This is a genomic window from Duganella aceris (genome assembly GCF_011090165.1).
In the GTDB taxonomy this organism is placed as follows: domain Bacteria; phylum Pseudomonadota; class Gammaproteobacteria; order Burkholderiales; family Burkholderiaceae_D; genus Rugamonas; species Rugamonas aceris.
In genome coordinates this window covers 149,322-171,030 of record NZ_JAADJT010000008.1, presented here as the reverse complement: position 1 = coordinate 171,030, position 21,709 = coordinate 149,322, and the positions used below count along the sequence as shown (strand labels likewise).

17 protein-coding genes are annotated in these 21,709 nt (G+C 66.3%); 5 read left to right on the top strand and 12 right to left on the bottom strand.

The genetic code is table 11. The features are described from left to right. Positions 1-4 precede the first annotated feature (4 nt). Positions 5-307, bottom strand: coding sequence for an ArsR/SmtB family transcription factor (locus GW587_RS18410; RefSeq protein WP_166105879.1), 303 nt, complete (start codon positions 305-307; stop codon positions 5-7). Between the two features lie 89 nt (positions 308-396). Here GW587_RS18410 and GW587_RS18405 point away from each other — a divergent pair, with 89 nt between their 5' ends. Continuing rightward, on the top strand, positions 397-1,485 hold the full coding sequence (locus GW587_RS18405; RefSeq protein WP_166105876.1) for an NADH:flavin oxidoreductase/NADH oxidase: 1,089 nt from the start codon (positions 397-399) through the stop codon (positions 1,483-1,485). Here GW587_RS18405 and GW587_RS18400 read toward each other — a convergent pair. The 5 genes from GW587_RS18400 to GW587_RS18380 are packed head-to-tail and all read right to left on the bottom strand — an operon-like array spanning position 1,479 to position 6,689. Next, on the bottom strand, positions 1,479-2,924 hold the full coding sequence (locus tag GW587_RS18400; RefSeq protein WP_166105874.1) for an efflux transporter outer membrane subunit: 1,446 nt from the start codon (positions 2,922-2,924) through the stop codon (positions 1,479-1,481). The two genes, GW587_RS18405 and GW587_RS18400, sit on opposite strands and share 7 nt — an antisense overlap. 13 nt (positions 2,925-2,937) lie before the next feature. Next, positions 2,938-3,825, bottom strand: a complete 888-nt coding sequence (locus GW587_RS18395) for an HlyD family secretion protein (protein WP_166105873.1) — start codon at positions 3,823-3,825, stop codon at positions 2,938-2,940. A gap of 13 nt (positions 3,826-3,838) precedes the next feature. After that, the gene (locus tag GW587_RS18390; protein WP_166105871.1) at positions 3,839-4,048 is read right to left on the bottom strand and encodes a DUF1656 domain-containing protein; all 210 of its coding nucleotides are present in this window, start codon (positions 4,046-4,048) and stop codon (positions 3,839-3,841) included. Then, positions 4,045-6,237, bottom strand: a complete 2,193-nt coding sequence (locus tag GW587_RS18385; protein WP_166105869.1) for an FUSC family protein — start codon at positions 6,235-6,237, stop codon at positions 4,045-4,047. Before GW587_RS18385 ends, GW587_RS18390 begins: the two co-directional genes overlap by 4 nt. Next, on the bottom strand, positions 6,234-6,689 hold the full coding sequence (locus tag GW587_RS18380) for a MarR family winged helix-turn-helix transcriptional regulator (protein ID WP_166105868.1): 456 nt from the start codon (positions 6,687-6,689) through the stop codon (positions 6,234-6,236). Before GW587_RS18380 ends, GW587_RS18385 begins: the two co-directional genes overlap by 4 nt. 171 nt (positions 6,690-6,860) lie before the next feature. Between GW587_RS18380 and infA the strand changes: the two genes are divergently transcribed. After that, the gene (infA, locus tag GW587_RS18375; protein ID WP_166105866.1) at positions 6,861-7,079 is read left to right on the top strand and encodes a translation initiation factor IF-1; all 219 of its coding nucleotides are present in this window, start codon (positions 6,861-6,863) and stop codon (positions 7,077-7,079) included. A gap of 29 nt (positions 7,080-7,108) precedes the next feature. Here the strand turns inward: infA and GW587_RS18370 are convergent, their stop codons facing one another. After that, positions 7,109-7,585, bottom strand: coding sequence for an AtaL-like protein (locus GW587_RS18370; RefSeq protein ID WP_166105864.1), 477 nt, complete (start codon positions 7,583-7,585; stop codon positions 7,109-7,111). A gap of 11 nt (positions 7,586-7,596) precedes the next feature. Then, positions 7,597-8,472 carry an SDR family oxidoreductase gene (locus GW587_RS18365; protein WP_166105862.1) on the bottom strand — a complete coding sequence of 292 codons (876 nt, stop codon included), beginning with the start codon at positions 8,470-8,472 and terminating at the stop codon, positions 7,597-7,599. Between the two features lie 101 nt (positions 8,473-8,573). Here GW587_RS18365 and GW587_RS18360 point away from each other — a divergent pair, with 101 nt between their 5' ends. Beyond that, positions 8,574-9,461, top strand: coding sequence for a LysR family transcriptional regulator (locus tag GW587_RS18360; RefSeq protein WP_166105860.1), 888 nt, complete (start codon positions 8,574-8,576; stop codon positions 9,459-9,461). A 100-nt stretch (positions 9,462-9,561) separates the two neighbouring features. After that, the gene (locus GW587_RS18355; RefSeq protein WP_166105858.1) at positions 9,562-11,124 is read left to right on the top strand and encodes a family 43 glycosylhydrolase; all 1,563 of its coding nucleotides are present in this window, start codon (positions 9,562-9,564) and stop codon (positions 11,122-11,124) included. Here GW587_RS18355 and GW587_RS18350 read toward each other — a convergent pair. The 4 genes from GW587_RS18350 to GW587_RS18335 all read right to left on the bottom strand — a co-directional run bounded on the left by GW587_RS18350 (position 11,106) and on the right by GW587_RS18335 (position 18,339). Then, positions 11,106-13,256: a galactocerebrosidase gene (locus GW587_RS18350; protein WP_207393553.1), complete on the bottom strand. Its 2,151-nt coding sequence runs from the start codon at positions 13,254-13,256 to the stop codon at positions 11,106-11,108. The genes GW587_RS18355 and GW587_RS18350 overlap by 19 nt on opposite strands. A gap of 91 nt (positions 13,257-13,347) precedes the next feature. Next, positions 13,348-16,683, bottom strand: a complete 3,336-nt coding sequence (locus tag GW587_RS18345; protein WP_166105855.1) for a TonB-dependent receptor — start codon at positions 16,681-16,683, stop codon at positions 13,348-13,350. An 86-nt stretch (positions 16,684-16,769) separates the two neighbouring features. Next, entirely contained in the window at positions 16,770-17,768 is a 999-nt protein-coding gene (locus GW587_RS18340) for a FecR family protein (protein WP_166105854.1), read from the bottom strand. Beyond that, the gene (locus tag GW587_RS18335) at positions 17,755-18,339 is read right to left on the bottom strand and encodes an RNA polymerase sigma factor (protein ID WP_166105852.1); all 585 of its coding nucleotides are present in this window, start codon (positions 18,337-18,339) and stop codon (positions 17,755-17,757) included. The genes GW587_RS18340 and GW587_RS18335 overlap by 14 nt, the downstream gene beginning before the upstream one ends. Positions 18,340-18,543: 204 nt before the next feature. Between GW587_RS18335 and GW587_RS18330 the strand changes: the two genes are divergently transcribed. After that, on the top strand, positions 18,544-21,633 hold the full coding sequence (locus tag GW587_RS18330) for a TonB-dependent receptor domain-containing protein (protein WP_166105850.1): 3,090 nt from the start codon (positions 18,544-18,546) through the stop codon (positions 21,631-21,633). Positions 21,634-21,709 lie beyond the last annotated feature (76 nt).

The window sequence follows — 21,709 nt, the reverse complement described above, 5'->3', positions numbered from 1 at the left end:
TGGGTTACGCCGGCTGCGCCAGGATCGCCGCCAGCAGGCCAGGGAAGCGGCGGTCGATGTCATCGCGCCGCAGCGTGTTGATATGGGCGGTGCCGACGCCTTCCGTCAGCACCAGCCCCGATTCCCTTAACACCTTGAAGTGATGCGACACGGTCGATTTCGGCCGGCCGCCATCGAGCTCGCCGCAAGTGGCGTTGTCCACGCCGGCCAGGTGCCGGACGATTTCCAGACGAATCGAATCGCTGAGCGCGTACAGCACGCGTTCGAGCACCAGATCGCTGGCGGGAGGATGTTTATAAGGGCGCATAAGCAACATCATACACCTTGGGTTATACTTGTTCCATTGTTCGTATATTTTCGAACTATATCCTTCTCTCTCCTCTGCAAAGGAAACCCATGTCCGCTTTATTCCAGCCCTACAAATTGAAAGATGTCACGCTGCGTAACCGTATCGCGGTGCCGCCGATGTGCCAGTACTCGGCCGTCGACGGCGTCGCCAACGACTGGCACCTGTCGCACTACGCCAGCATCGCGCGCGGCGGCGCCGGGCTGGTGATCGTCGAAGCGACCGCCGTCGCGCCGGAGGGCCGCATCACGCCGGGCTGCACCGGCTTGTGGAACAACGAGCAGGCGCAGGCCTTCGTGCCGATCGTGCGCGCGATCAAGGCCGCCGGCGCGGTGCCGGGGATCCAGATCGGCCACGCCGGCCGCAAGGCCAGCGCCAACCGTCCATGGGAGGGCGACGACCATATCGCCGAAGGCGACGCGCGCGGCTGGCAGACCATCGCTCCGTCGGCCATCGCCTACGGCGGCAACCTGCCGAAAACCCCGCGCGCGATGACGCTGGACGACATCGCCCGCGTGCGCCAGAACTTCGTCGACACCGCGCGCCGCGCGCTGGAGGCGGGCTTTGAATGGCTGGAGCTGCACTTCGCCCACGGTTACCTGGCGCAGAGTTTCTTCTCGGCGCACTCGAACCAGCGCGACGACATTTATGGCGGCAGCGTGGAAAACCGCTCGCGCTTCCTGCTGGAGACGCTCAAGGCGGTGCGCGAAGTATGGCCCGAGCACCTGCCGCTGACGGTGCGTTTCGGCGTGATCGAATACGATGGCCGCGACGAACAGACGCTGCTCGATTCGATCGGCCTGGTGCGCCAGTTCAAGGACGCCGGCATGGACATGATCAGCGTCAGCGTCGGCTTCACGATTCCGGACACGTCGATTCCATGGGGCCCGGCCTTCATGGGACCGGTGGCGGAACGGGTGCGGCGCGAAGCCGGCGTGCCGGTGTCGTCGGCCTGGGGCTTCGGCACGCCGGAGATCGCGGAGCGCGTGGTGCGCGAGCAGCAGCTCGACCTGGTGATGGTCGGCCGCGCGCACCTGGCCAATCCGCACTGGGCGTATTTCGCCGCCAAGGAACTCGGCGTCGAACGCGCTTCGTGGACCTTGCCGGCGCCTTACGCGCATTGGCTCGAACGTTATTGAGCCTTGCGCTCCGGGCTTTGCCAGCCGCCGCCCAGCGCCAGGAATAGCGTGATCTGATCGCCCGCCAGCTGGGCGTCCGACGCCGCCCACGCCGCATCGGTGGCGGCCAGCGTGCGGTCGGCGTCCAGCACCGACAGGAAGTCGGTGCGGCCGTACTGGTACAGCTGGTGCGACTGCTGCGACACCAGCGCGCTCTGGTCGCGCGCGGTCTTCAGCGCCGCGTTGCGATCCAGCTCGCGCGCGTATACCGTCATCGCGCTTTCCACTTCCTTCAGCGCGTTCAACACCACGCCGTCGAAATGCGCCAGCGCGCCGTCGGCGCCCGCCTCGGCCTGCGCGATCCGGCTGCGGGCGACGCCGTTCGACGGCACGCTCCATGAAATCAACGGGCCCAAGCTCCAGCGCGCGGTATTGCCGGCGCCGAAGTGGTCCAGCAGGCCGGTGCTGCCGGCGGACAGGCCCAGGCTGATGCTCGGGTACAGATCGGCGGTGGCGACGCCGATGCGCGCGGTGGACGAGGCCAGGCTGCGTTCGGCCTGGCGGATGTCGGGACGGCGGCGCAGCAGCGCCGCGCCGTCGCCGACCGGGATCTGCGTGGTCAGGCGCGGCGCGGCTTCACAGGTCAGCAGGTGCATATTCATCTCGGCCGGCGTCAGCCCGGTCAGCGCGGCCAGGCGGTAGTGCGCGGTGCGGTGCTGCGCCTGCAGCGGCGGCAGCGCCGCCTGCAATTGCGCCAGCTGGCTGCGCGCCCGCGCGCCGTCGATGGCGGTGCCACGTCCGCCGCGCGTGCGTTCGTCGGTCAGCGCGACGAATTTCTGCTGCAAGTCGACCGACTGCTGCGCCACCGTCATCTGCCGCACCGCCGAACAGGCGTCGGCGTAGGCGCGCGCGGTGTCGGCGGCCACGGTGACGCGCACCAGGTCGACGCCGGCCTGCGCCGCCTGCGTGTCGGCGCGCGCGGATTCCACCGCGCGCGCGATCTTGCCGAACATGTCGACCTGGTACGAGACGCTGACGCCGGCGTCGTAGCTCCACACGTCCGGCAACGCGCTCGGCGAACCTTTCGCCGCGCCCGACGAGCGTCCCACCGACGGCACGGCGGAGACGCCGATCGCCGGCTTGCCGGCGCCATCGGCTTCCTGCAACACGGCGCGGCTGCGCGCCAGGTTGGCGGCGGCGACGCGCAGGTCGGTGTTGGCTTCCAGTGCCTGTTTGATCAGGCGGTCCAGCACCGGATCGTCGTACAGGCGCCACCAATGTTCAGGCAGCGCTGCGGCGCTGTAGGCCGGTTCGTCCGTGCCGAGGAAAGGCGCGGCGGCCTCCGGGCGCTTGACCGCAGCCTGCTCGGGCACGCGGTATTCCGGGCCGACGGTGCCGCAGGCGCTCAAGGCGGCCACCAGCGCCAGCGGCGCGAAGCGGCGTAAAAGTGTGGTCCTCATCTGGTCCTCCATCTCACGAATGTCCGTTGCGCACATCGACCGTCACGGTCTGCCCCGCGACCAGGCGCGCGCCGGCCGGCAAGGGATCGAGCTTGATGCGCACCGGGATGCGCTGCGCCAGGCGCACCCAGTTGAAGGTCGGGTTCACGCTGGACAGCAGATTGGCGGAAGTGGTGCGGTCGCGGTCGGCGATGCCGCCGGACAGGCTTTCGACGTGCCCCATCAGGCGCTGCTTGCCGCCCATCGGCAGCACGGTGGCGGCGTCGCCGAGGGCGATCTTCGGCAGCTTGGTTTCTTCGAAATAGCCTTCGACGTAGTACGAGTCGGTGTCGATCAGCGCCATCACCGCGTGGCCGGCGCTGACGTAGGAGCCGGCGCGCAGGTCGAGGTTGGAGACCATGCCGTTCACCGCCGACACCACCCGCGTGCGCGCCAGATTGAGCTTGGCCACGTCGCGGTTGACCACCGCCTGCGCCAGCGCGGCGCGCAACTGGTCGACGTGCGAGACGCCCTGCTCGCGCGTCTCGGCGGCGACCAGGTCGCGCAGTTCGGTGTTGCGGCGCGATTCCTTGATGGCCTGGTCCAGCGCGGCGCGCTGCGCCTGTTCGGCGGCTTCGGCCTGGCGCAGCGCCAGCTCGAAGCGGGCGCGGTCGATCTCGAACAGTACCTGGCCGATCTTGACCTGCTGGTTGTCGCGCACCAGCACTTCGGTCACCTGGCCGGTGAGGTCCGGGGCGACCTGCACCACGTCGGCTTTGACGCGGCCGTCGCGGGTCCAGGGTTCGACTTCGTAGTGCTGCCACAGGCGCCAGGCCAGCGCGGCCGCCACGGCGACGGCGGCCAGGGTGACGATCAGACGGCCGGTGGCCATCAGGGGTGTTTTCAGGGAGGTGAGGTTCATGCGATAGCTCCGATTAGTAGCCGCGGCTGGTCAGCAGCATGGAGAAGCCGCCCAGCAGGATAAAGAACAGCGCGAATTCAAACAGCGCGGGATGCCATACCAGGCGATAGAAGCCGATCCGCATCAGGAAGCGGCCCAGCACCCGGGTGCAGATCAGCGCGACGATGGCGAGCAGCAGCAGCGTGGGGATGTATAGTCCGTACAGACTCAGTTCGGCGGTCATGCGGGTTGCTCCACGGCGGTGGGTTGATAGAGGGCGGCGCCCGGGAACAGGTCGCGCCGCATGCTGGCCAGGGCGGCGGCGGCCAGCGGCCGGGTGTCGCCGGCGGCGCCGCAGACCGCGCGCAGCGTGGCGTCCAACTGCGCCAGCAGGGCCGTCGATGCGGCCGATGCCGCCGATGCCGCCGCCACTGGCGAAGCCGGAGCCGCTGGCGAACCCGGTGCCGCTGGCGAAGCCGCTGCCGCTGGCGACGCCGGAGCCGCTGGCGACGCCGACGTCGGAGGCGCTGATGGCACTGGCGGCGCTGATGACGCAGTGGCGGCGGCATCGGACGCGCCGTGGCCGAAGTAGCCGGCGAGCTTTTGCAGCAGCGGCCGCAGCGCCACGCCGGCCTGCTCCAATTGCCACTGCATGCCGCGCAGTTGTGCGATGTGCAGGCCGACGCGCAATTCGCGCAGCGCCTCCAGCGCGACGGCGTGCGCCTCCGGCGCCGGCTGCGCCATCGCCAGACGCGGCATCAGCAGGCCGATACGGTCCACCATGCGCGCCGAGATATGCAACAGCGACGCCGGCGTCGCCGATTGCGCCATCTGCGCCACATCCTTGCGGGCGATGCGCAGCATGCGCCGCGCCATCCAGTCGCCGCCGACGGTGCGCACCACGGCGGTGATGGCGCCCGCCGCGATATAGCCGAACAGCTGCGCCACCATCCCGTTCAGGAAACTCGGAATATCCAGCGTGCCGGTATCCTGCAACGACAAGGTGCCGGCGATACCGATCAGGAAAGCCAGCGCCTGCCCTGCCGTCGCCGGACGCGGCATATAGGCGCCGGCGAGCAGGAACACCGGCGCGATGGTCAACACCAGCATCTCGTAACTGTGCACCGCCGGCAGCACACACAAGATATACAGCGCCCCCACCGGCGCCGAAATCAGCGTCCACTTGATGAACATCCTGATGGCCGGAGTGGGATCGTCCTGCGTCGCGAAGAAGCAGCAGAAGACGCCGGCCATCATCGGCGCCGCCGCGCCCGAAGGCCAGCCGGTGGCGATCCAGAAGCCGCAGCAGACCAGAATCGCCAGCACCGCCGCCAGCGCCGAGCGCAGCGCCATGCCGTGGTCGCGATGCAGCACCGACGGCGTCAGGTGCGGCGTGTAGACCGCCGTCCCGCCCCGCATCACTGCATCGACGTTGGTGCGCAACTCCAGGCCCTCTTCGCAGGCCGCGATCAGCGCATCCAGGCGCTGCGCCAGATTCAGGCGCAGGATCGCGCTCCAATCGGCGTCGGACGGCAGCGCCGGCGTCAGTTGGGTCAGTTCCGCCCGCAGCTGGGCGGCGCGCGCCGGATCGGCGTCCTGGCCGGCCTCCACCCAAGCGACGATATCGGCCAGCAGCCGTTCCCAGCGCGGCGTCAGACTGGCCGGATCGACTTCGCGCAACGCGCGCAAGCGGTCCTCGACCGCCAGCAGCAACGGCACCATCAAGGTCAAGCGGTCATGCAGGCCGTGCACCATGCCGGAGGTCCAGCGCAGGTGCGAGGTGTCGAAAGGCAGATGGGTCGACATCACCCGCAATTCGCTGATCTCGCCGGCCAGCGCCAGCCGGGTGTGCGTGGGCCGCGCGCCGTCGGCGGCGGGCGCCAGCGCCTCGGCCACCCAACGCTGCGCGTCGGCCAGCGCGCGGTCCAGACGGGCCAGCAGCACCGGCCCCACACCCTGCGGGAACACCAGCGAATGCACCACGGTCGCGGCCAGGATACCGATGGTGATTTCTTCCACGCGCGCCAGGCCGGTATCGAAAATCGCCGACGGGTCGGTCACGGCGGGGAAGCCGATCAGGCCCGCCGTATAACCGGCCAGCATGAACACATAGGAGCGCGGCGTGCGGTCAAGCAGCGACACGTACAGGCATACGGCGACCCAGCACGCCAGCGCCAGCGACAGCAGCTCCGGCGCGTTGGCCATGCGCGGCACGATGAAGATGGTCGCGGCGGAGCCGATCAGCGTGCCGCAGACGCGGAACAGCGCCTTGGAACGCACCGCGCCGGAAAACGGACTGGCGACGATATACGCCGTCATCATCGCCCAGAACGGGCGTGGCAGACCGGCGGCCAGCGAGACGTACAGCGCCAGCATCGAGGCGATGAAGCACTTGCCGGAAAATAGCAGGTCGCTGGAACTGGGCAGCTTCATTGCGGCGCCCGGTCCTCGCCGGCCAGTTGCTGGTCCAGCCGGGTCAACACGCGCAGGCAGGCTTCGACGTCGGCCTGCGGCGTGTCCTTGAACAGCGCGCGGCGGAACGGCTCCAGCGCGCGCTCCAGCAGATCGGCGATGCGGCGGCCCTCGGCCGTCAGCGACAAGGTCTTGGCGCGTCGGTCGCTGGGGTCGTCCTGGCGCAGCACCAGGCCGGCGCCGACCAGCTGATCGACGATGCGCACCAGCGACGGCGCCTCGATGCCGACCGCGTCGGCCACCACGCCGGGACGCGAACCGTCGCCCAGCCGTGAGATCATCAGCACCGGCCAGGCGCTGGCGTGCGACAGGCCGAAGTCGCCCGCCACCTGGTCCGCCGCCGCCTTGTAGGCGCGCGCCACGTGGATCAGCGTGTGGGTCAGGGACATCAGGGTTTTATCGTAACTGGTCATCGGCGCGCTCGGTTTTACATAGGATGCTAAATATTAGCATCAAACGCAAAATCGTGCTGAAGGCGCTGAAATCCATCATTTCAAGCCAAAATGCCGCGTTGCTGGTATCCTGTCGTCCCCATCCGGCAAACTTCGGCTGCCGCCGCGCAGCCGCATCACTATAGGAATTCAATGGCAAAAGATGATGTCATCGCAATGCAGGGCGAGATTCTGGAGAATCTCCCCAATGCTACGTTTCGCGTCAAACTCGAAAATGGCCACCTGGTACTCGGTCATATTTCGGGAAAAATGCGAAAAAACTACATCCGCATTCTCCCTGGCGACAAGGTCAACGTGGAACTCACCCCGTATGACCTGAGCAAGGCGCGGATCGTATTCCGCACCAAGTAAGCGGTCTTACCTGACCGAAACCACGGCGATTACGCAAGCTTGCCTTCGGCGAGCAGTTCGCGCGTGCGCTTCAGTGTCGACAGCAAGGCGCTCTTGTAGCCCTTGTCACCGTCCATCCAGGCTTGTTCGGCTTGCTCTTCCGGGCCGTTCGGGGTCTTGCCGCGCAGCCCGGTGTAGCAATAGAACTTGAGTTGCAGCGCCCCGGCCTCATCCTCGAACAGCTCGTTGATGATCACGCCTTCGCGCGGGCCCGTGGCCTGGAAGAAGGACACCTTGTTTTCCGCGTCGAAGGCGATGATCTCGCGCAGATCGTCACCGGCGATCGTCGCTTCGCGCACGATGTGCGTGGCGCTTTCCTCCACCACGTCGCAGCGCGTGCACAGGCCCGGCGGCAGGAATAGCCGCGCGTCACGGGCTTTCATGACCAGACCGGCCCATGCCTGGGCGCGGGTCAGCGTCACTTCGCCTTGCGGATTGACCGGAACGGTCGCAGTCGAATAAATCATGATGTCACTCCTTATGCCTGGGTTTGAGGTGCGATTTCGGCGATGTAGTCGCGGTAGCTGCGCAGCGGCCGCCCCAGCATCGCGGTGAGGCGTTCGACGTCGCCCGCTTCCGGGATCATGCCGTCGCTGAGGAAGCGCTCGCTCATCAGGCGCATGTCGTAGGCCATCCAGCTCGGCATGAACTGCCGCAGATTCTGCTCGAAAGCGGCCGTGTCGTCGCCGGCGTACGCGATCGGGCGCCCCAGCACTTCCGACCAGATGGCGGCGGCGTCCGCGCCGGTCAGCGTATCCGGGCCGACCAGGTTGATGCGTTCCAGCGGCTGCGGCGCGCCGGCGTCGTCGCGCCGGATCAGCTGGATCGCGGCGATCTCACCGATGTCACGTGCGTCGATCATCGCCAGTCCCTTGCCGCCGATCGGCATCGGATAGACGCCGTAGGCCTGCACCGCGTCCTTGATGGTCAGCTCATTGTTCATGAAATAGGCCGGGCGCAGGATGGTGGCGTTGAAGCCCATCTGCTCGATCATGCGCTCGACGCCGAACTTGCCGGCGAAGTGAGGCACGTTGACAAAGCGGTCGCTGTGGATCACCGACAGATAGACCAGGCGGTCGACGCCGGCCTCCCGGGCGAGGTTGAGCGCGATCAGCGCCTGGGTGAACTCGTCCGGCACCACGGCGTTCAGCAGGAACAGCGAGGAAACGCCGGCGAACGCGCCGCGCAGCGAATCCGGGTCCATCAGGTCGCCCTGGACGACGCTGACGCCGGCCGGAAAATCGGCCTTGGCGGGATCGCGGACCAGCGCGCGCACCGCGACGCCGCGCTGGACGAGTTGTTCGATCACTTGACGGCCGATGGTGCCGCTTGCTCCGGTAACTAGGATGGTCATGGTGTTTCTCCGTTGTGGGTTAAGGTACTTCGTATGATAGTCATCCCACAGCTGGTCCGAAAGACGGTATATTTAGACATACTGTCTCAAGGGTGGAACACATGGATTTGCTGGCGTTGGTCGATTTCAATCTCGTCGCCCGGCACGGAGGGGTCGGACGGGCCGCGCGCGCCACCGGGCGTCCCAAGGCGACGCTGTCGCGCCGCGTGGTGGAACTGGAGGGCAGCCTCGGTTTGCGGCTGTTCGAACGGGGCGCGCGGGTGCTCAAGCTCACCGAGGAAGGCAAGGCGCTCTACGAGCGGACCACGGTGCTGCTCACCGAGATCGACGAGACGGCCGCCGCGCTGTCGCTGGGCGGCGACCGGCCGCGCGGCCGGCTGCGCATCAGCGCGCCGTTGCTGTTCTCGCAGGCGGCGATGGGGAAGCTGGCCGCCGGCTTCGCGTTGAAATATCCCGAGATCCGGCTGGAGGTGACCACCGAGGATCGCCCGGTGGACATGGTCGAGGAAGGCTACGACCTGGTGATCCGGGTCAACCCGGCTCCCGACGAGAGCCTGATCGGGCGCATATTCCTCCGGGATAGCATGGTGGTCGCGGCCAGCCCCGCCCTGCCGCGACCCGCCGGCGGTGCGGCGGCGCCGGCGGTCGTGCGCGACACCGGCGCCCAGCCGGCGGTATGGCGCGTGCTGGCCGCCGCCGGAACATCCGAAATCGAAGTCGAACCGGTGCTGTCGCTGTCCTCGCACTTCATGGTGCGCGACGCGGTGCGGCTCGGCATCGGCGCCGCGCGGTTGCCGTTGTCGCTGGTGAGTCCCGATCTGGCCGCCGGCACGCTGGTCAGCTGGGGCGACGTCGACGGCCCGGAGACCGCGCTGTGGGCGCTGTATCCGTCGCGGCGCCTGCTGAGCGCGCGCGTGTCGGCCTTCCTCGGCTATCTGAAGGAGGCCTTTCCCAACGGGACGCCGGACGAACTGGCTGCGTTCATCTAGTCAATTATTTGACTACTTCGGCCAGCGCGGCATTTCGGCATAGGAAAAGCGTCAGGCGATCATCTTCGTTATAGACCAACACAACGAAGGATCGCCCGCCATGTACCTCACTCGCCTCGCCTCCGCAGTCCTTCTCTATTGCGCATCCACCACCTGGGCGGCGGACGCCGGCGAGCACCCCTGGCTGCGCGGAATCGAGAACCAGCGCGTCCCGGACCAGAACAACGGCAGCTACCTGAACCCGGTCCTGTCCGGCGACCGGCCCGACCCGTCGGTCCTCAAGGACGGCGCCGACTACTACATGACGCATTCCTCATTCTTTTCCTATCCCGGGCTGCTGATCTGGCATTCGAAGGATTTGGTCAACTGGCAGCCTCTCCTGCCGGCGCTGAAGAAAAACGTCGGCAGCGTCTGGGCGCCCGATCTCATCAAGCACAAGGGACGCTACTACATCTATTTCCCGGGATTGAAGGACGGCCGCACCACCAACTACGTCATCCACGCCGACCGGATCCAGGGGCCGTGGAGCGATCCGATCGACCTGAACATCCTGGGCCAGATCGATCCCGGCCACGCGGTGGATGAAAACGGCAAGCGCTATCTGTTCCTCGACGGCGGCAACATGGTGCCGCTGGCCGACGACGGTTTGTCGGTGCAAGGCGCGATGAGCAAGGTCTACGACGGCTGGAAATATCCGTCCGACTGGGTGGTCGGCAGCTTTTCCCTCGAAGGGCCGAAGTTGTTGAAGCGCGACGGTTACTACTACATGGTGGTCGCGGAGGGCGGCACCGCCGGCCCGCCGACCAGCCACATGGTGGTCTCCGCCAGGGCCAGGACCTTGCGCGGCCCATGGGAAAACTCGCCCTACAATCCGATCGTGCATACGCGCAGCAAGGATGAGCGTTGGTGGTCCAAGGGGCACGGCACGTTGGTCGAGGGGCCGGACGGCAAGTGGTACCTGATGTACCACGCCTATGAAAACGGCTTCTGGACGCTGGGCCGCCAGACGCTGCTTGAACCGGTGGAATGGACCAGCGACGGCTGGTTCAAGTCGGCCGGCTATGACGTCGGCCAACCGATTCCCAAACCGGGCAATGACACCGTTCCGCATGGCATGGCGCTGTCGGACGATTTCAGCACCAACAAAATGGGCGTGCAATGGAGCTTCCATCAGGGTGACGACGCCGACGCCGCGCGCTACCGCTACGACCACGGCGCGCTGGTGCTGCAGGCCAAAGGGGATTCACCACGGAATGCGTCGCCGATGACGTTCCAGGCCGGCGACCAGGCTTACCAGCTTGAGGTGGAAGTCGAGATCGGCGAAGACGCCAAGGCCGGTCTGCTGGTGTTCTACAACGAGAAGCTGTACGCCGGCCTAGGCTTCGACCGCGATGGCCTAATCATGCACCGCTACGGCACGGAGCGGCCGCAGCGGGCCGCCGTGCCGCGCAAGCTGCATCTGCGGCTGGTCAATGACCGCAATGTCGTCACGCTGTTCTCCAGCACCGACGGCAAGCAGTGGACGCGCTTCAGCAACGCCATCGAGGTGTCCGGCTACCACCACAACGTGGCCGACGGCTTCATCAGCCTGCGCCCCGCCATCTATGCCGCCGGCCGGGGCGAGGTACGCTTCCGGAATTTCCGCTACCGGGCGCTGCCATAGGACGGATACAGCGGACTTTGCGCCGCCGGCGCTTCCCGCGTGTCCGACGGCGCGGCGCCGATCGCGCCGACTTGAACGTTATCGAAGTACGGCATGCTCAATCCCTTGCCCGACGGACCCGCCATCAGGCCGGCCATGCCGCGCCCGTAGAGGGTGTCGGTCGCGGCCAGCATCTGCTTGCCGTCGAGATGGCCGGTGATGCGGGCGCCGTTGAAACGCAGTGTCAGCTTGTGCCAGCTGTTCGCGGTGATGCCCGGCGCCACCGTCGTGGCCAGCACTTTTTCGCCGCCCTCGCCCGCATCGTTGCGCAGCTTGATCAGGGCTTGCTGCTCGGCGTCGCCCACCAGCGCCTTCTTGTCCGCCTTGCCGCGCGCGACGACCAGGCTGAGTTGCCCTGCGCTGTCGAGCTGAAGGTAATAGCCCTTGGGGATGATGCCGTAACCGGTGCCGACATGGTTGATGCGCCCCATCACCGCGGCGGACTCCCCTGCGGCCAGGTACAGATCCGCGCTGACCTCATAATCCGACCAGCCATCGTCGCCGATGATCGTGTAGGGTTTCCAGTCCGGCGCCCAGGAGATGGTCGGCACCGGTACGGCCTGACGCAGGCACTTGCCCTTGGCGGCCGGGCAGTCCGCCAGCTCGAAGGCGCCGGAGATGTCGGCGAAATAGCGCGGCAGATAGCCCCAGCGGGCGGGTTCCGCATATCGTTCGAAGTCTTCCCGATACGGGAAGGGAAATGCCTTCAACGCGGGCACATCGGAAAATTCGCCTTTTTGCTGCCCGCGCGTGGTGGTCAGTGAATAGACGGCGTTGGGAGCGAGCGTCAGCGTCACGGCGCCATCGACGGCGCTGATGTCCGGCTGGCGGATGAAATATTCCCGCGCATCGCTGCGCCAGACGGCGACCGCGTTCGTCGACAAGCCGCCGCCCACCTGGAAGCGCACCTGTTGCGGCGCCGAAGCCTTGCTGGTTTCGACAATGATGCTGTAATCGTCTTGCGGCGACTTGAGCGTGACGAAGGTCCCGCCGCCGCCCAGATCGCCGCTGGCGCCATTCAGATAGGTCCAGCCGATGCCGGTGAACTGGCCGTAGTGGGCGTAGCCCCACAGGCTGGGGTTGGATTCGAAATGCCCGCTCCACGGCCAGTTGGCGCGCACGGCGGCCTCCTTCTCGCCAGAGTACGGCTCCATCGTGTAGACGCCGGCGATGCCGTACCAGTTGATGATCCTGGTGACGCCGCTGCGGATATAGTTTTCGTTGAACGACTCGACCACGCCGATCAAGCCGTCGTAGCCGGCCTTGTAGACATGGCCTTCGGTATTCCAGATCGGCTTGCCCAGCCGTTCGGCGGTTGCGCGCACGCTCGCCGGCACCACGGATTTGTCGGAATTGATGTGGGCGCCGATGATATCGACGGCGTCGCGCAGCGCCGCGTCGGCTTGCAGGTCTTTAACGAAGTCGAATTTCCACGCATCCGGCCAGTTGTCGAACGCATGCAGCCTGACGCCGGAAAAACCCTGCGCGTTCAGGCGCGACCGCAGCGCCTTGACCAGATCGTAGCTCACGCCCTTTTCGTTGCGCATGCCGATCGCATCGAGCTCCAGGCCGTAGACCGCGCGCAGCCCTTGCAGCCACTTGACATAGTATTCCGTGGTGTCGGGAGAAAAGAATCTGGCGTCGCCGTCGCTGCCGGCGTACAGCTTGCCCTGGTCGCCTATCCATCCGGGCGCGCTCCACGCCGCGCCGTCCAGCGACAAGACCGGGTTGCGCCGGCGCGCTTCGTTCATCAGCCACCATGTGTAGCCGCGCGAGTAATTCACATCGTCGCGGCTGTGCATATGGCTGGGCATGGAACCCTGGGTGGAGTTTCCATCGCCCGGAATCTCGACGTACAGCGCGCTGACCGAGGCGCCGAATTTCGGCTTGTACATCAGATCGAGGATCTGGCTGCGCTGGGGTTCGGGATAATCCTTCAGCAGCACCGAGGTGGCGCCGCCGCCATCGACGACGCCGATGCCGTCGAAGCGCTTGCCGCCGGCATCGCCGTTGACTTGCACCGTCTGCACTTCGGCGGCGCAGCAAACGGCGGCCGGGATCACGACAGACAGCAGGAACAGGCTGGTACGCACGTGCGGTCTCCAATCAATAGTTATACGTCATTGATAAGATGATCCGGCTTGAGCTTTCCTATGCGCCGCACGCAAATAGTCATGTTGCTGATCACCAGCTTTTGGCCAGCCCGAAGAACATGCTGCGGCCATACAGCTCGTAGGTACCAGGCGCCGTGCCCAGCGCCCAGGTCACGGCGCCGGACCCCAGCAACGGCGGATCGCGGTTGAACAGATTGTTGATGCCGAAGTGGACCACCATCTGGTCGGCAAGCTTGAGCGACAGCGACAGATCGACATATTGTTGCGCCTTGATCCTGGCGACGCTGACATCTTCCATGGCGGGCGCCGCGCTGCCCTGGCGCAGCGGAAGCAGGTAGGTGTCGCGCAGGACCTCGCCGGTGTAGCGGCCGCGCAGCAACAAGGTCAGCGGGCCATTGCGCCAGTTGATCCGGCCTATGCCTTTCCACTTCGGCGCCGGCGCGCCGCAAATCGCGCCGAACGAACCCACGCAGAAATTCTTCAGGTTGGGAAATTCCTGCACCGGCGTAAACGTGTATTCCCGCGTGTAGGTCCAGTTGCCGCCGATCTCGATGCGGCTGGCGCCGGGCCACGGCCCATAGCCGATATCGCGCGAGTACACCGCGTTCAGGTCGATGCCGGAAGTCTTGATGCCGCCGGTGTTGGACAAGGATTGATCGACGTAGGCGTTGCCGCCGCCCATCGCGCCGGTGACCGGATCGCGATGGATGGCCTTGCAATAGACGCTGTTCGCATCGGCAAACACTTTGTAGCAAAGGTCGAACAGGTTCTGCAGGGTTCCCCCGAGCGAAGCGACCGCGCCGTCCACATTGATCTTGTAGAAGTCGGCGCTGAAGGCCAGATTGGGGATGCTGTGCGGCGTGTAGACCAGGCCGAACGTGGTGGTGTCGGCGGTTTCCGGCGCGAGGCTGGGGTTGCCGCCGGCCAGCGTGGCCACCTGCGCGTTCGGTTGCACGCCGGCCGTGAACACCGCCGCGTTCGGCACGCCGCTCGCCACGCACAGCGCGCGCAACGCGGCCGTCTGCGCGGCGGCCGATACGCGGTTGGAGCAGGAATCGTTGGCGACCGGGGTCAGCGGATTGCGAGGCCCATACAGCTCGCCGATATTCGGTGCGCGGATCGCACGTTGTATCTGCGCCCGCACCGTGACGTCGTGCACCGGTTCCCATTGCGCGCCGAGCGAGTGGGTCCAGACGCCGCCGCTGCCCTTCATGCTGTAGTCCGAATAGCGCAGCGCGCCGTTCAGCGACAGTTGCCTGGCGAACGGCGCGTCGCGCAGCACCGGCACGCGCATCTCGGCGTACAGCTCCTTGACATTGGTGCTGCCGGCCACCGGCAGGATGATGCCCTGCCCCGAGATATCGCCGGTGACGTTGAGCGCATCGGGCGTCAACGCGATCCGGTTGGAGCGCAATTCGAAGCCGGTGTTGACGTCGACCGGCCCGGCCGGCAAATCGAGCGGCGAACCGGCGAGGTTGCCGGCGGCTACCTGCTGCTCGTACACGGAGGTGTTTTTCGAGGATACCGTCACCGCCTGCAAAGCCTGCGGCGACAGAGTATTGGCGCCGAAGGGATTCAGCAGCGGCGCGGCGCCGCCGACCGAGAGCATGGCGTTCTGCCATCCGCTCAGTGAGAAATTTCCGGTTTGCCTTTCCGTCAGCATGGTGCGGGCGTAGGAGTAATAGACGTCGTAGCGCAGATCCTCCAGCAGCGTGCCCCGGGCGCCGATCACGCTGCGAAACACATTGCGCTCGTAGGCCGACACCCTCGGCCCCGCCTCCGCGTTGCGCCGATTGATGCCGAGGACCGCCAGGCCGTCGCCCGGGGTGGTGCTGTAGCTTGCGGTCCCTTGTGCGATCGTCGTCGTGCCGCTTTCGGCCAAGTCCATTTGCCGCAAAACCTCCCGGTCCGGCGCCGACAAATAAGGATTGTTGGTGTCGACCAGGACGTTGTTGGCCACCCCGCCCGGCGCGATGGCCGTGTCGGCGCGATTGCTGGAATAATGCGCCTCGATGTAGCCGGTGCTGCGGTCGTCGAATTTGTAGTTGACGAAGCTGTTGACCATGGCCCGCCGCAGCGGCGTTTGCATATAGTTGGCGGCGGTATTGTTGTAGCGGTCGTCCGGGTCGATGGCCGCGCGCGCCGCATCGCTGCCGGGGTCGAACGTGACGCCAAAGCTCGACATATTCCGCAAGCCGGCGGCGGCAAGCGCGCCGTTCAAGGCCGGATTCGATTCGGCGGCGCCGTAGGTCGGGATGTTAAAGAAGCGGCCGGCCGGCGTGGCGGCGGAATTCGCCACGATCAGGCCGGCGCGTCCGCCCGCGCCGGAGCAGGTCTGCCCGGCGGGAACCGGCAACGGCACGCCGGCGGCGCGGTCGCTGAACGACGCCGGCGTCACGCAACCGTCGGCGAAGCCGACCCTGGCCCAGCCGACCTGCTGGCGCAGCATCCCGCCACGGTTGAAGTAGTCGACCGATATCACCGCGTTGCCCTTGTCGCCGGCGAAGTTGCCGCCGGCGGTCAAGGTCAGCTGGTTGGCGGGCGTGTTGGTGTGCAGGTCGCGCCTGGTTTCGGAGCTGAGCTCCACACCCTTGAAGTCGTCGCGCAGGATGAAGTTGATCACGCCTGCGATCGCATCGGACCCGTACACGGCGGAGGAACCGCCGGTCACGATCTCGACCCGCTTGACCAGCGCGGCGGGAATGGTGTTCAGGTCGGTGAGTGCGTCGGCGCCGGTCACCGTGTAGCGGCGCCCGTTGACCAGGGTCAGGCTGCGTTGCTCGCCCAGGCCGCGCATGTTCAGCGCGACCACGCCCAGGCTGCCGCCGTTGCCGGCGGCGTTGTAGATGTTGCCGGAAAATTGAGGACTTTGAACCAGCAGCGTCTCGACCGTCTGCGCGCCGGACAAGCGCAGCTCCTCGCCGTCGACCACCGACACCGGCGACGGCGCCTGATAGCCCCGGCTCACCAGGCGCGAGCCGGTCACCACGATTTGCGTCGCCTCCGCGTCCTCGTCGGGCGGCGGCGCCGGTTCGGCATGCGCGGGAGCATGGACGGGAGCAAGGACGCGCTCGCCCGCAGCGGCGGGCGGCGCCATGATGAAGATACCGCCGTTGGCGTTCACCCGGCTGGAGAGCCCGGTGCCTTTGATCAGCCTGGCCAGCGCCTCGTTCACCGACAGGTTGCCGGCGACCTCGTTGGTCACGACGCCGGCGAGGTTGCGCGTCGACGCCAGCACGTTGACGTCCGCCTGCCGGGCGAATTCCGCGATCGACTGCTCCGCCGCGCCGCGCGCGACGTTGAACGGCCTCCGGCTTTCCTGCGCGCTGGCCGGCCGAGAGCAGGCGAACAAGCCCGCTCCGACGACCAATGCCAGCGTCGTACTGCGTCCAAATGATGCCGGCACGCGTGTCTCCTTGATTGTATCCGCAGGGCTATATTGCCCTGTCACTCACAGAATCTCCCGACGATCGTCGTCCTATCAGCTGCGCGTCATCGTATTTCCTTGCTCTGCGGGCGGCCCGGCGCCGGTTTGGCTTGCCCGATCATAATAGCATCGGCCGTGATGACCAACGGAACATTGAGGTAGGTGCTGACATCCTTGGCGAAGATCTCGGGCGCATCCACCGAGTACTGGCCGATGAACTTCATGCGCATCAGTTCCGGGTCGACGATGATGATCTTGCGCGGGCTGTAGCGATTGAAATCGGCGACCGCCTCGCCCAGGGTCTGGTTGGTGAAGACGACCTTGCCGGTGCGCCAGGCGAGCTTGCGCTCGATCTCGCCCGGCAGGCGCATCGCCTTGATGTCGGACGCCGATTCCGGAATGAAGATCTGCTCCCCCTGCGACACCAGGGTGCGATAGCCGGCCCCCTTGTTACTCCACACTTCGACCACGCCCTCGGTGACCAGCACATCGGCCCCTTGCTTGTAGCGCCGCACGGAAAATGCCGTGCCGACCGCGCGCACGCGGATTTCCCCCGCTTCCACCACGAAAGGCTTGCGCTTGTCCTTGGCCACCTGGAACCAGGCTTCGCCCTGCTTCAGACGCACCTGGCGCGCGGTGTCGGTCAAGGTCACCTCGACCTCGCTACCGCTGTTGAGGCTGGCGACGGATTGGTCGGCGAGCTGGAACTGGCGCAGCTCGCCCTTCGCCGTCGCCAGCTCGACCTTGGTGGCGCCCTTCGGCGCCAGGAACACGGCGACCGCCACCAGCAAGGCCGCGGCGACGCCGCCGACGGCGGCCATCGCACTGCGCCACCGGCGCGGCGCGTCGTAGGATGGCACGGCGCTCGACGCCTGCGGCCGCAGGTCGTGCTGCATCGTCGCCCGGTTCAGCGCGTTGTTCACCGCCATGGCGCGCAGATAGGCGCCCTGGTGGCGGATGTCGGCCTGGTACCACGCCTCGAATTCCTGAAGCTCGGCGGCGCCGAGTTCCCGCTCCGATCGCAGCACCATCCAGGTCGCCGCCTGATCATCAATCGTAGCCATGATTTTTCCTTAGAGGGAATTTCCCGGCATGCGCCCTGGACTGGAATAGTTCGTCGTTGACTCCGATGTTCGCCACCATTTTCTGAATTAATTTAATGCCCCGGATGGTCTCCTGTTCCACGATGCCTTCCGAAATCCCCAGGCTCTCGGCGGTTTCGCGCTGCGACAGCCCTTCGATCCGGCGGGCGTTGAACACTTCCTTGCAACGGTCCGGCAGGTTCGCCATCAAGCCCAGCACCCATTTCAGCTCGGCGCGGGCCAGCGCCACCCGTTCCGGGGACGGCGAGGCGTCGGCGATCTGCAGCTCCTCCAGATTGGCCACCGCTTCGATGTCGACGATGGCGTCGCGCCGGATCCGCATCAGCACCACGTTTTTCGCCATCCGCACCAGGAACGGGCGCGCGTCGCGGACGTGATCCATGCTGCCCATGGTCAGGACCTTGTAATACACCTCCTGGATCACGTCGTCGATCTCCGCCGATCCGTTGCAGACACGCCGCAGCAGCCGGCGAAGCTCGGCTTCGAACGGCAGGAAATTCGATGTCACCCACTCAACTATTTCTGGATCCATAACAGCTCTCGCATCCTCCTGATGAATAAGATGCTTGGCGCGCGAATTTCCTACGGCCGCAGACAAAATAAATTCCAAACGATCAGATCGGTGATCGATTGCGCCGACCGCTGATTTTACGCCTAGGAAAAAAACCGGCGAATCATCTTATCCATAACGGGGAGCTTGCCCGTGTTGCCAAAAAAATTACAAATGGAGATTAGCATGACTGAAATGAAAACCCTGCGGGCGATCAGCCTCGCAACGGGCGTGGGGCTCACCGCGATGGCGCTGTCGATCGGCACGGCGTTTGCCCAGACCGCCGAACAACCCGTCATCACCAATGCCGACGCCCCGGCCGCCGGCGCGGCGCCGACGGATGAAGGCACGAAAGTGATCGTCACCGGCTCGCGCCTGGTCAATCGCGGCTACCAGGCGCCGTCGCCGGTGTCGGTGGTGGATGCGCAGGATTTGAAGCTGTCCGGCGCGCAGACGGTGGAGACGCTGCTGGTGCAGAGTCCCCAATTCGTCGGCAACACCTACAACGCCGCCGGCAACGGCGGCAACCTGGGCGTCTCCGCGCTCAATATGCGCGGCCTGGGCGAGCAGCGCAACCTGACGCTGGTCAACGGCCGCCGCTACACCGTGACCGGCACCGACTCGCTGACCGACCTGAACACCATTCCGGCCGCGCTGATCAAGCGGGTCGAGATCGTGACCGGCGGCTCGTCCGCCGTGTATGGATCGGACGCGGTGGCGGGCGTGGTCAACTTCATCATGCGCAACGACTTCAAGGGCGTCGAGATCACCTCGGAAACCAAGCGCGACCAGCAGACCAGGACCTCGGCCAACCAGGCCACGCTGACCATGGGCAGCAACTTCGCCGACGACCGGGGCAACGCGGTGGTCTCGCTCGACTATTACAACCGGGGCGCGATCACCCGCGGCCAATTCCCGTGGGCCGCCACCGGCCTGGCCGACGGTTGCGTCACCCCGGCGTCGTTCAGCAACAGCGCCGCCGGCGTGCCGCTGGCGGTGCCGGCCGGCCAGACCTGTTCCAGCGCCGGCGGCCGCGCCGGCTTCGTGGCGTCGAATTCCGCCTCCACCGCCGCCGGCCGTTTCTTCAACATCCCGACCTACGGCTCGGCGCAATCGACGCCGGGACTGAACGCGGCCCTGGCGGCGGCCGGCTTGCGCAACATGACCAGCTTCGGCACCACCTTCGACCCGGGCAGCAACGCGGCGCGCGCGGCGCTCGACCCCGCCGACCGCTACAACAATACGCCGGCCAACTTCATGCAAACGCCGTTGCGGCGCGTGATGGCCAACAGCTTCGTCAACTATAAATTCAACGAGCGCGCCACCGGTTACATCGAAACCCACTTCTCCAACAACCGTGCCGAGATCGCGATCGCCCCGGGCGGCATGGCCAACAACGTGCTGGTCAACACCAACAATCCCTACCTGTCCGCCGCCGACCAGGAAGTGCTGCGCCAGATGGACCTGGCCGAAACCGGCACCACCAGCTTCAAGCAGGGCACCTCGTCCTACTCCACCACGCCCGGCGACGGACTGGCGATCCTCGGCATCAACCGCCGCGCGCTCGAAGCCGGCCCGCGCGCCTCGGTACTGGAGCGCAACGCCTTCCGCACCGTGCTCGGCGTGCGCGGCGACCTGTTCGACAGCCTCAGCTACGACGTGTATTACTCCTACGCCCGCACCACGCAAAACGAAACCCAAACGGGCAACTTCTCGCTGAGCCGCTGGCAAAACGCCATGCTGTCCGTCGGCGGCGCCGCGCCGGTGCTGAATCCGTTCGGTCCCAACACGCTGTCGGCGGCCGCGTTGCAGGCGGTGACGGTGACTTCGACCAACACCTCGACCAACGAGCAGCAGGTCGCGGCGGGCAATATCAGCGGCTCGGCCTTCGAGCTGCCGGCCGGCCCGGTCGACTTCAACACCGGCTTCGAATGGCGCTCGAATAAAATCGTGCTGACGCCCGACGCGCTCAACGCCAGCGGCGACGTCTCCGGCCAGGGCATCATCCTGCCGGTCGCGGGCAGCACCAACGTCAAGGAGCTGTTCGCCGAGGTCCGCGTGCCGCTGCTGAAGGACCTGCCGTTCGTCAAGCAGCTGGCCTTGAACGGCGCGGCCCGCTATTCCGACTACAGCCTGTCCGGCATCGGCGCCGTGTGGACCCATTCGGTGGGCCTGCAATGGCAGCCGGTACGCGACTTCACGATCCGCACCCAGGTGCAGAAAGCGATCCGCGCGCCGAATATCGGCGAACTCTACGGCGCGCAGAATCCGTCCACCCCGGTGCTGAACGATCCGTGCTCCAGCCGCGTCGCCTCCTCGGCCCAGACCCCGGCGATCCGCGCGCTGTGCGTCGCCACCGGCGTGCCGGCCGGCGCAGTGTTCAGCTCCGGCGTGCAGCCGAATCCGCAGATCGCCACGCTCACCGGCGGCAATCCCAAGCTGTCGGCGGAAACCGCCGACACCACCACGGTGGGCCTGGTGTATACGCCGCAGAGCATCCCCAACCTGGCCTTCAGCGCCGACTTCTACAAGATCAAGCTGGACGGCGCGGTCGCGGCCTTCGGCGGCAATCTGCAGAACGTGTTCGACCTGTGCTACAAGGTGTTCGCCGACGCCGGCAGCGCGTATTGCAAAGCGATCCACCGCGATCCGATCACCGGCGCATTGACCGGCGGCAGCGCCTATGTCGACCAATTCCTGGCCAACACCGGCGGCATCAAGACTTCCGGCGTCGACCTGAACGCGGCCTACTCCCTCAACGTCGGCTATGCGCCGTTGGGCGGCGCCAGCCGCGTCGACCTGGGCACCAACTGGAGCTACACCCGCGAATACACCTTCACCCCGGTGCAGGATCTGCCGAACCTGAAGAACTACTGCGTCGGCGCGTTCGGCACCATCTGCGGCGCGCCGGCGCCGAAATGGAAAGGCGTGGCGCGCATCAGCTGGCGCACCGGCCCGCTGACCCTGTCGCTGCATGACCGCTACACCGGCGAAGTCATGCGCGACACTTATCTGATCCCGCTGCGCCAGGGCGCCACGGCGCCGAACCCGGCGGACATCAGCGCGGCCAAGATCAAGGCGCAGCAATACTTCGACCTGTCGTTCGCGCTGAACCTGCCGCAGCAGATCGAAATCCACGGCGGCGTCAACAATATGTTCGACAAGGCCCCGCCTATCCTCGGCTCCGGCTCCACGACCTGGGGCGTGGGCACGGCGCCGGGCGTCTATGAACTGTACGGCCGCAGCTTCTTCCTCGGCCTCAAAAAATTGTTTTGACCTGGCGGAGTCTCCCTCCAGGCGGAACGCATGCGCCTCCAGCGCCTGCGTTCTTGTTTGAGTCCGGTGCCGCGCA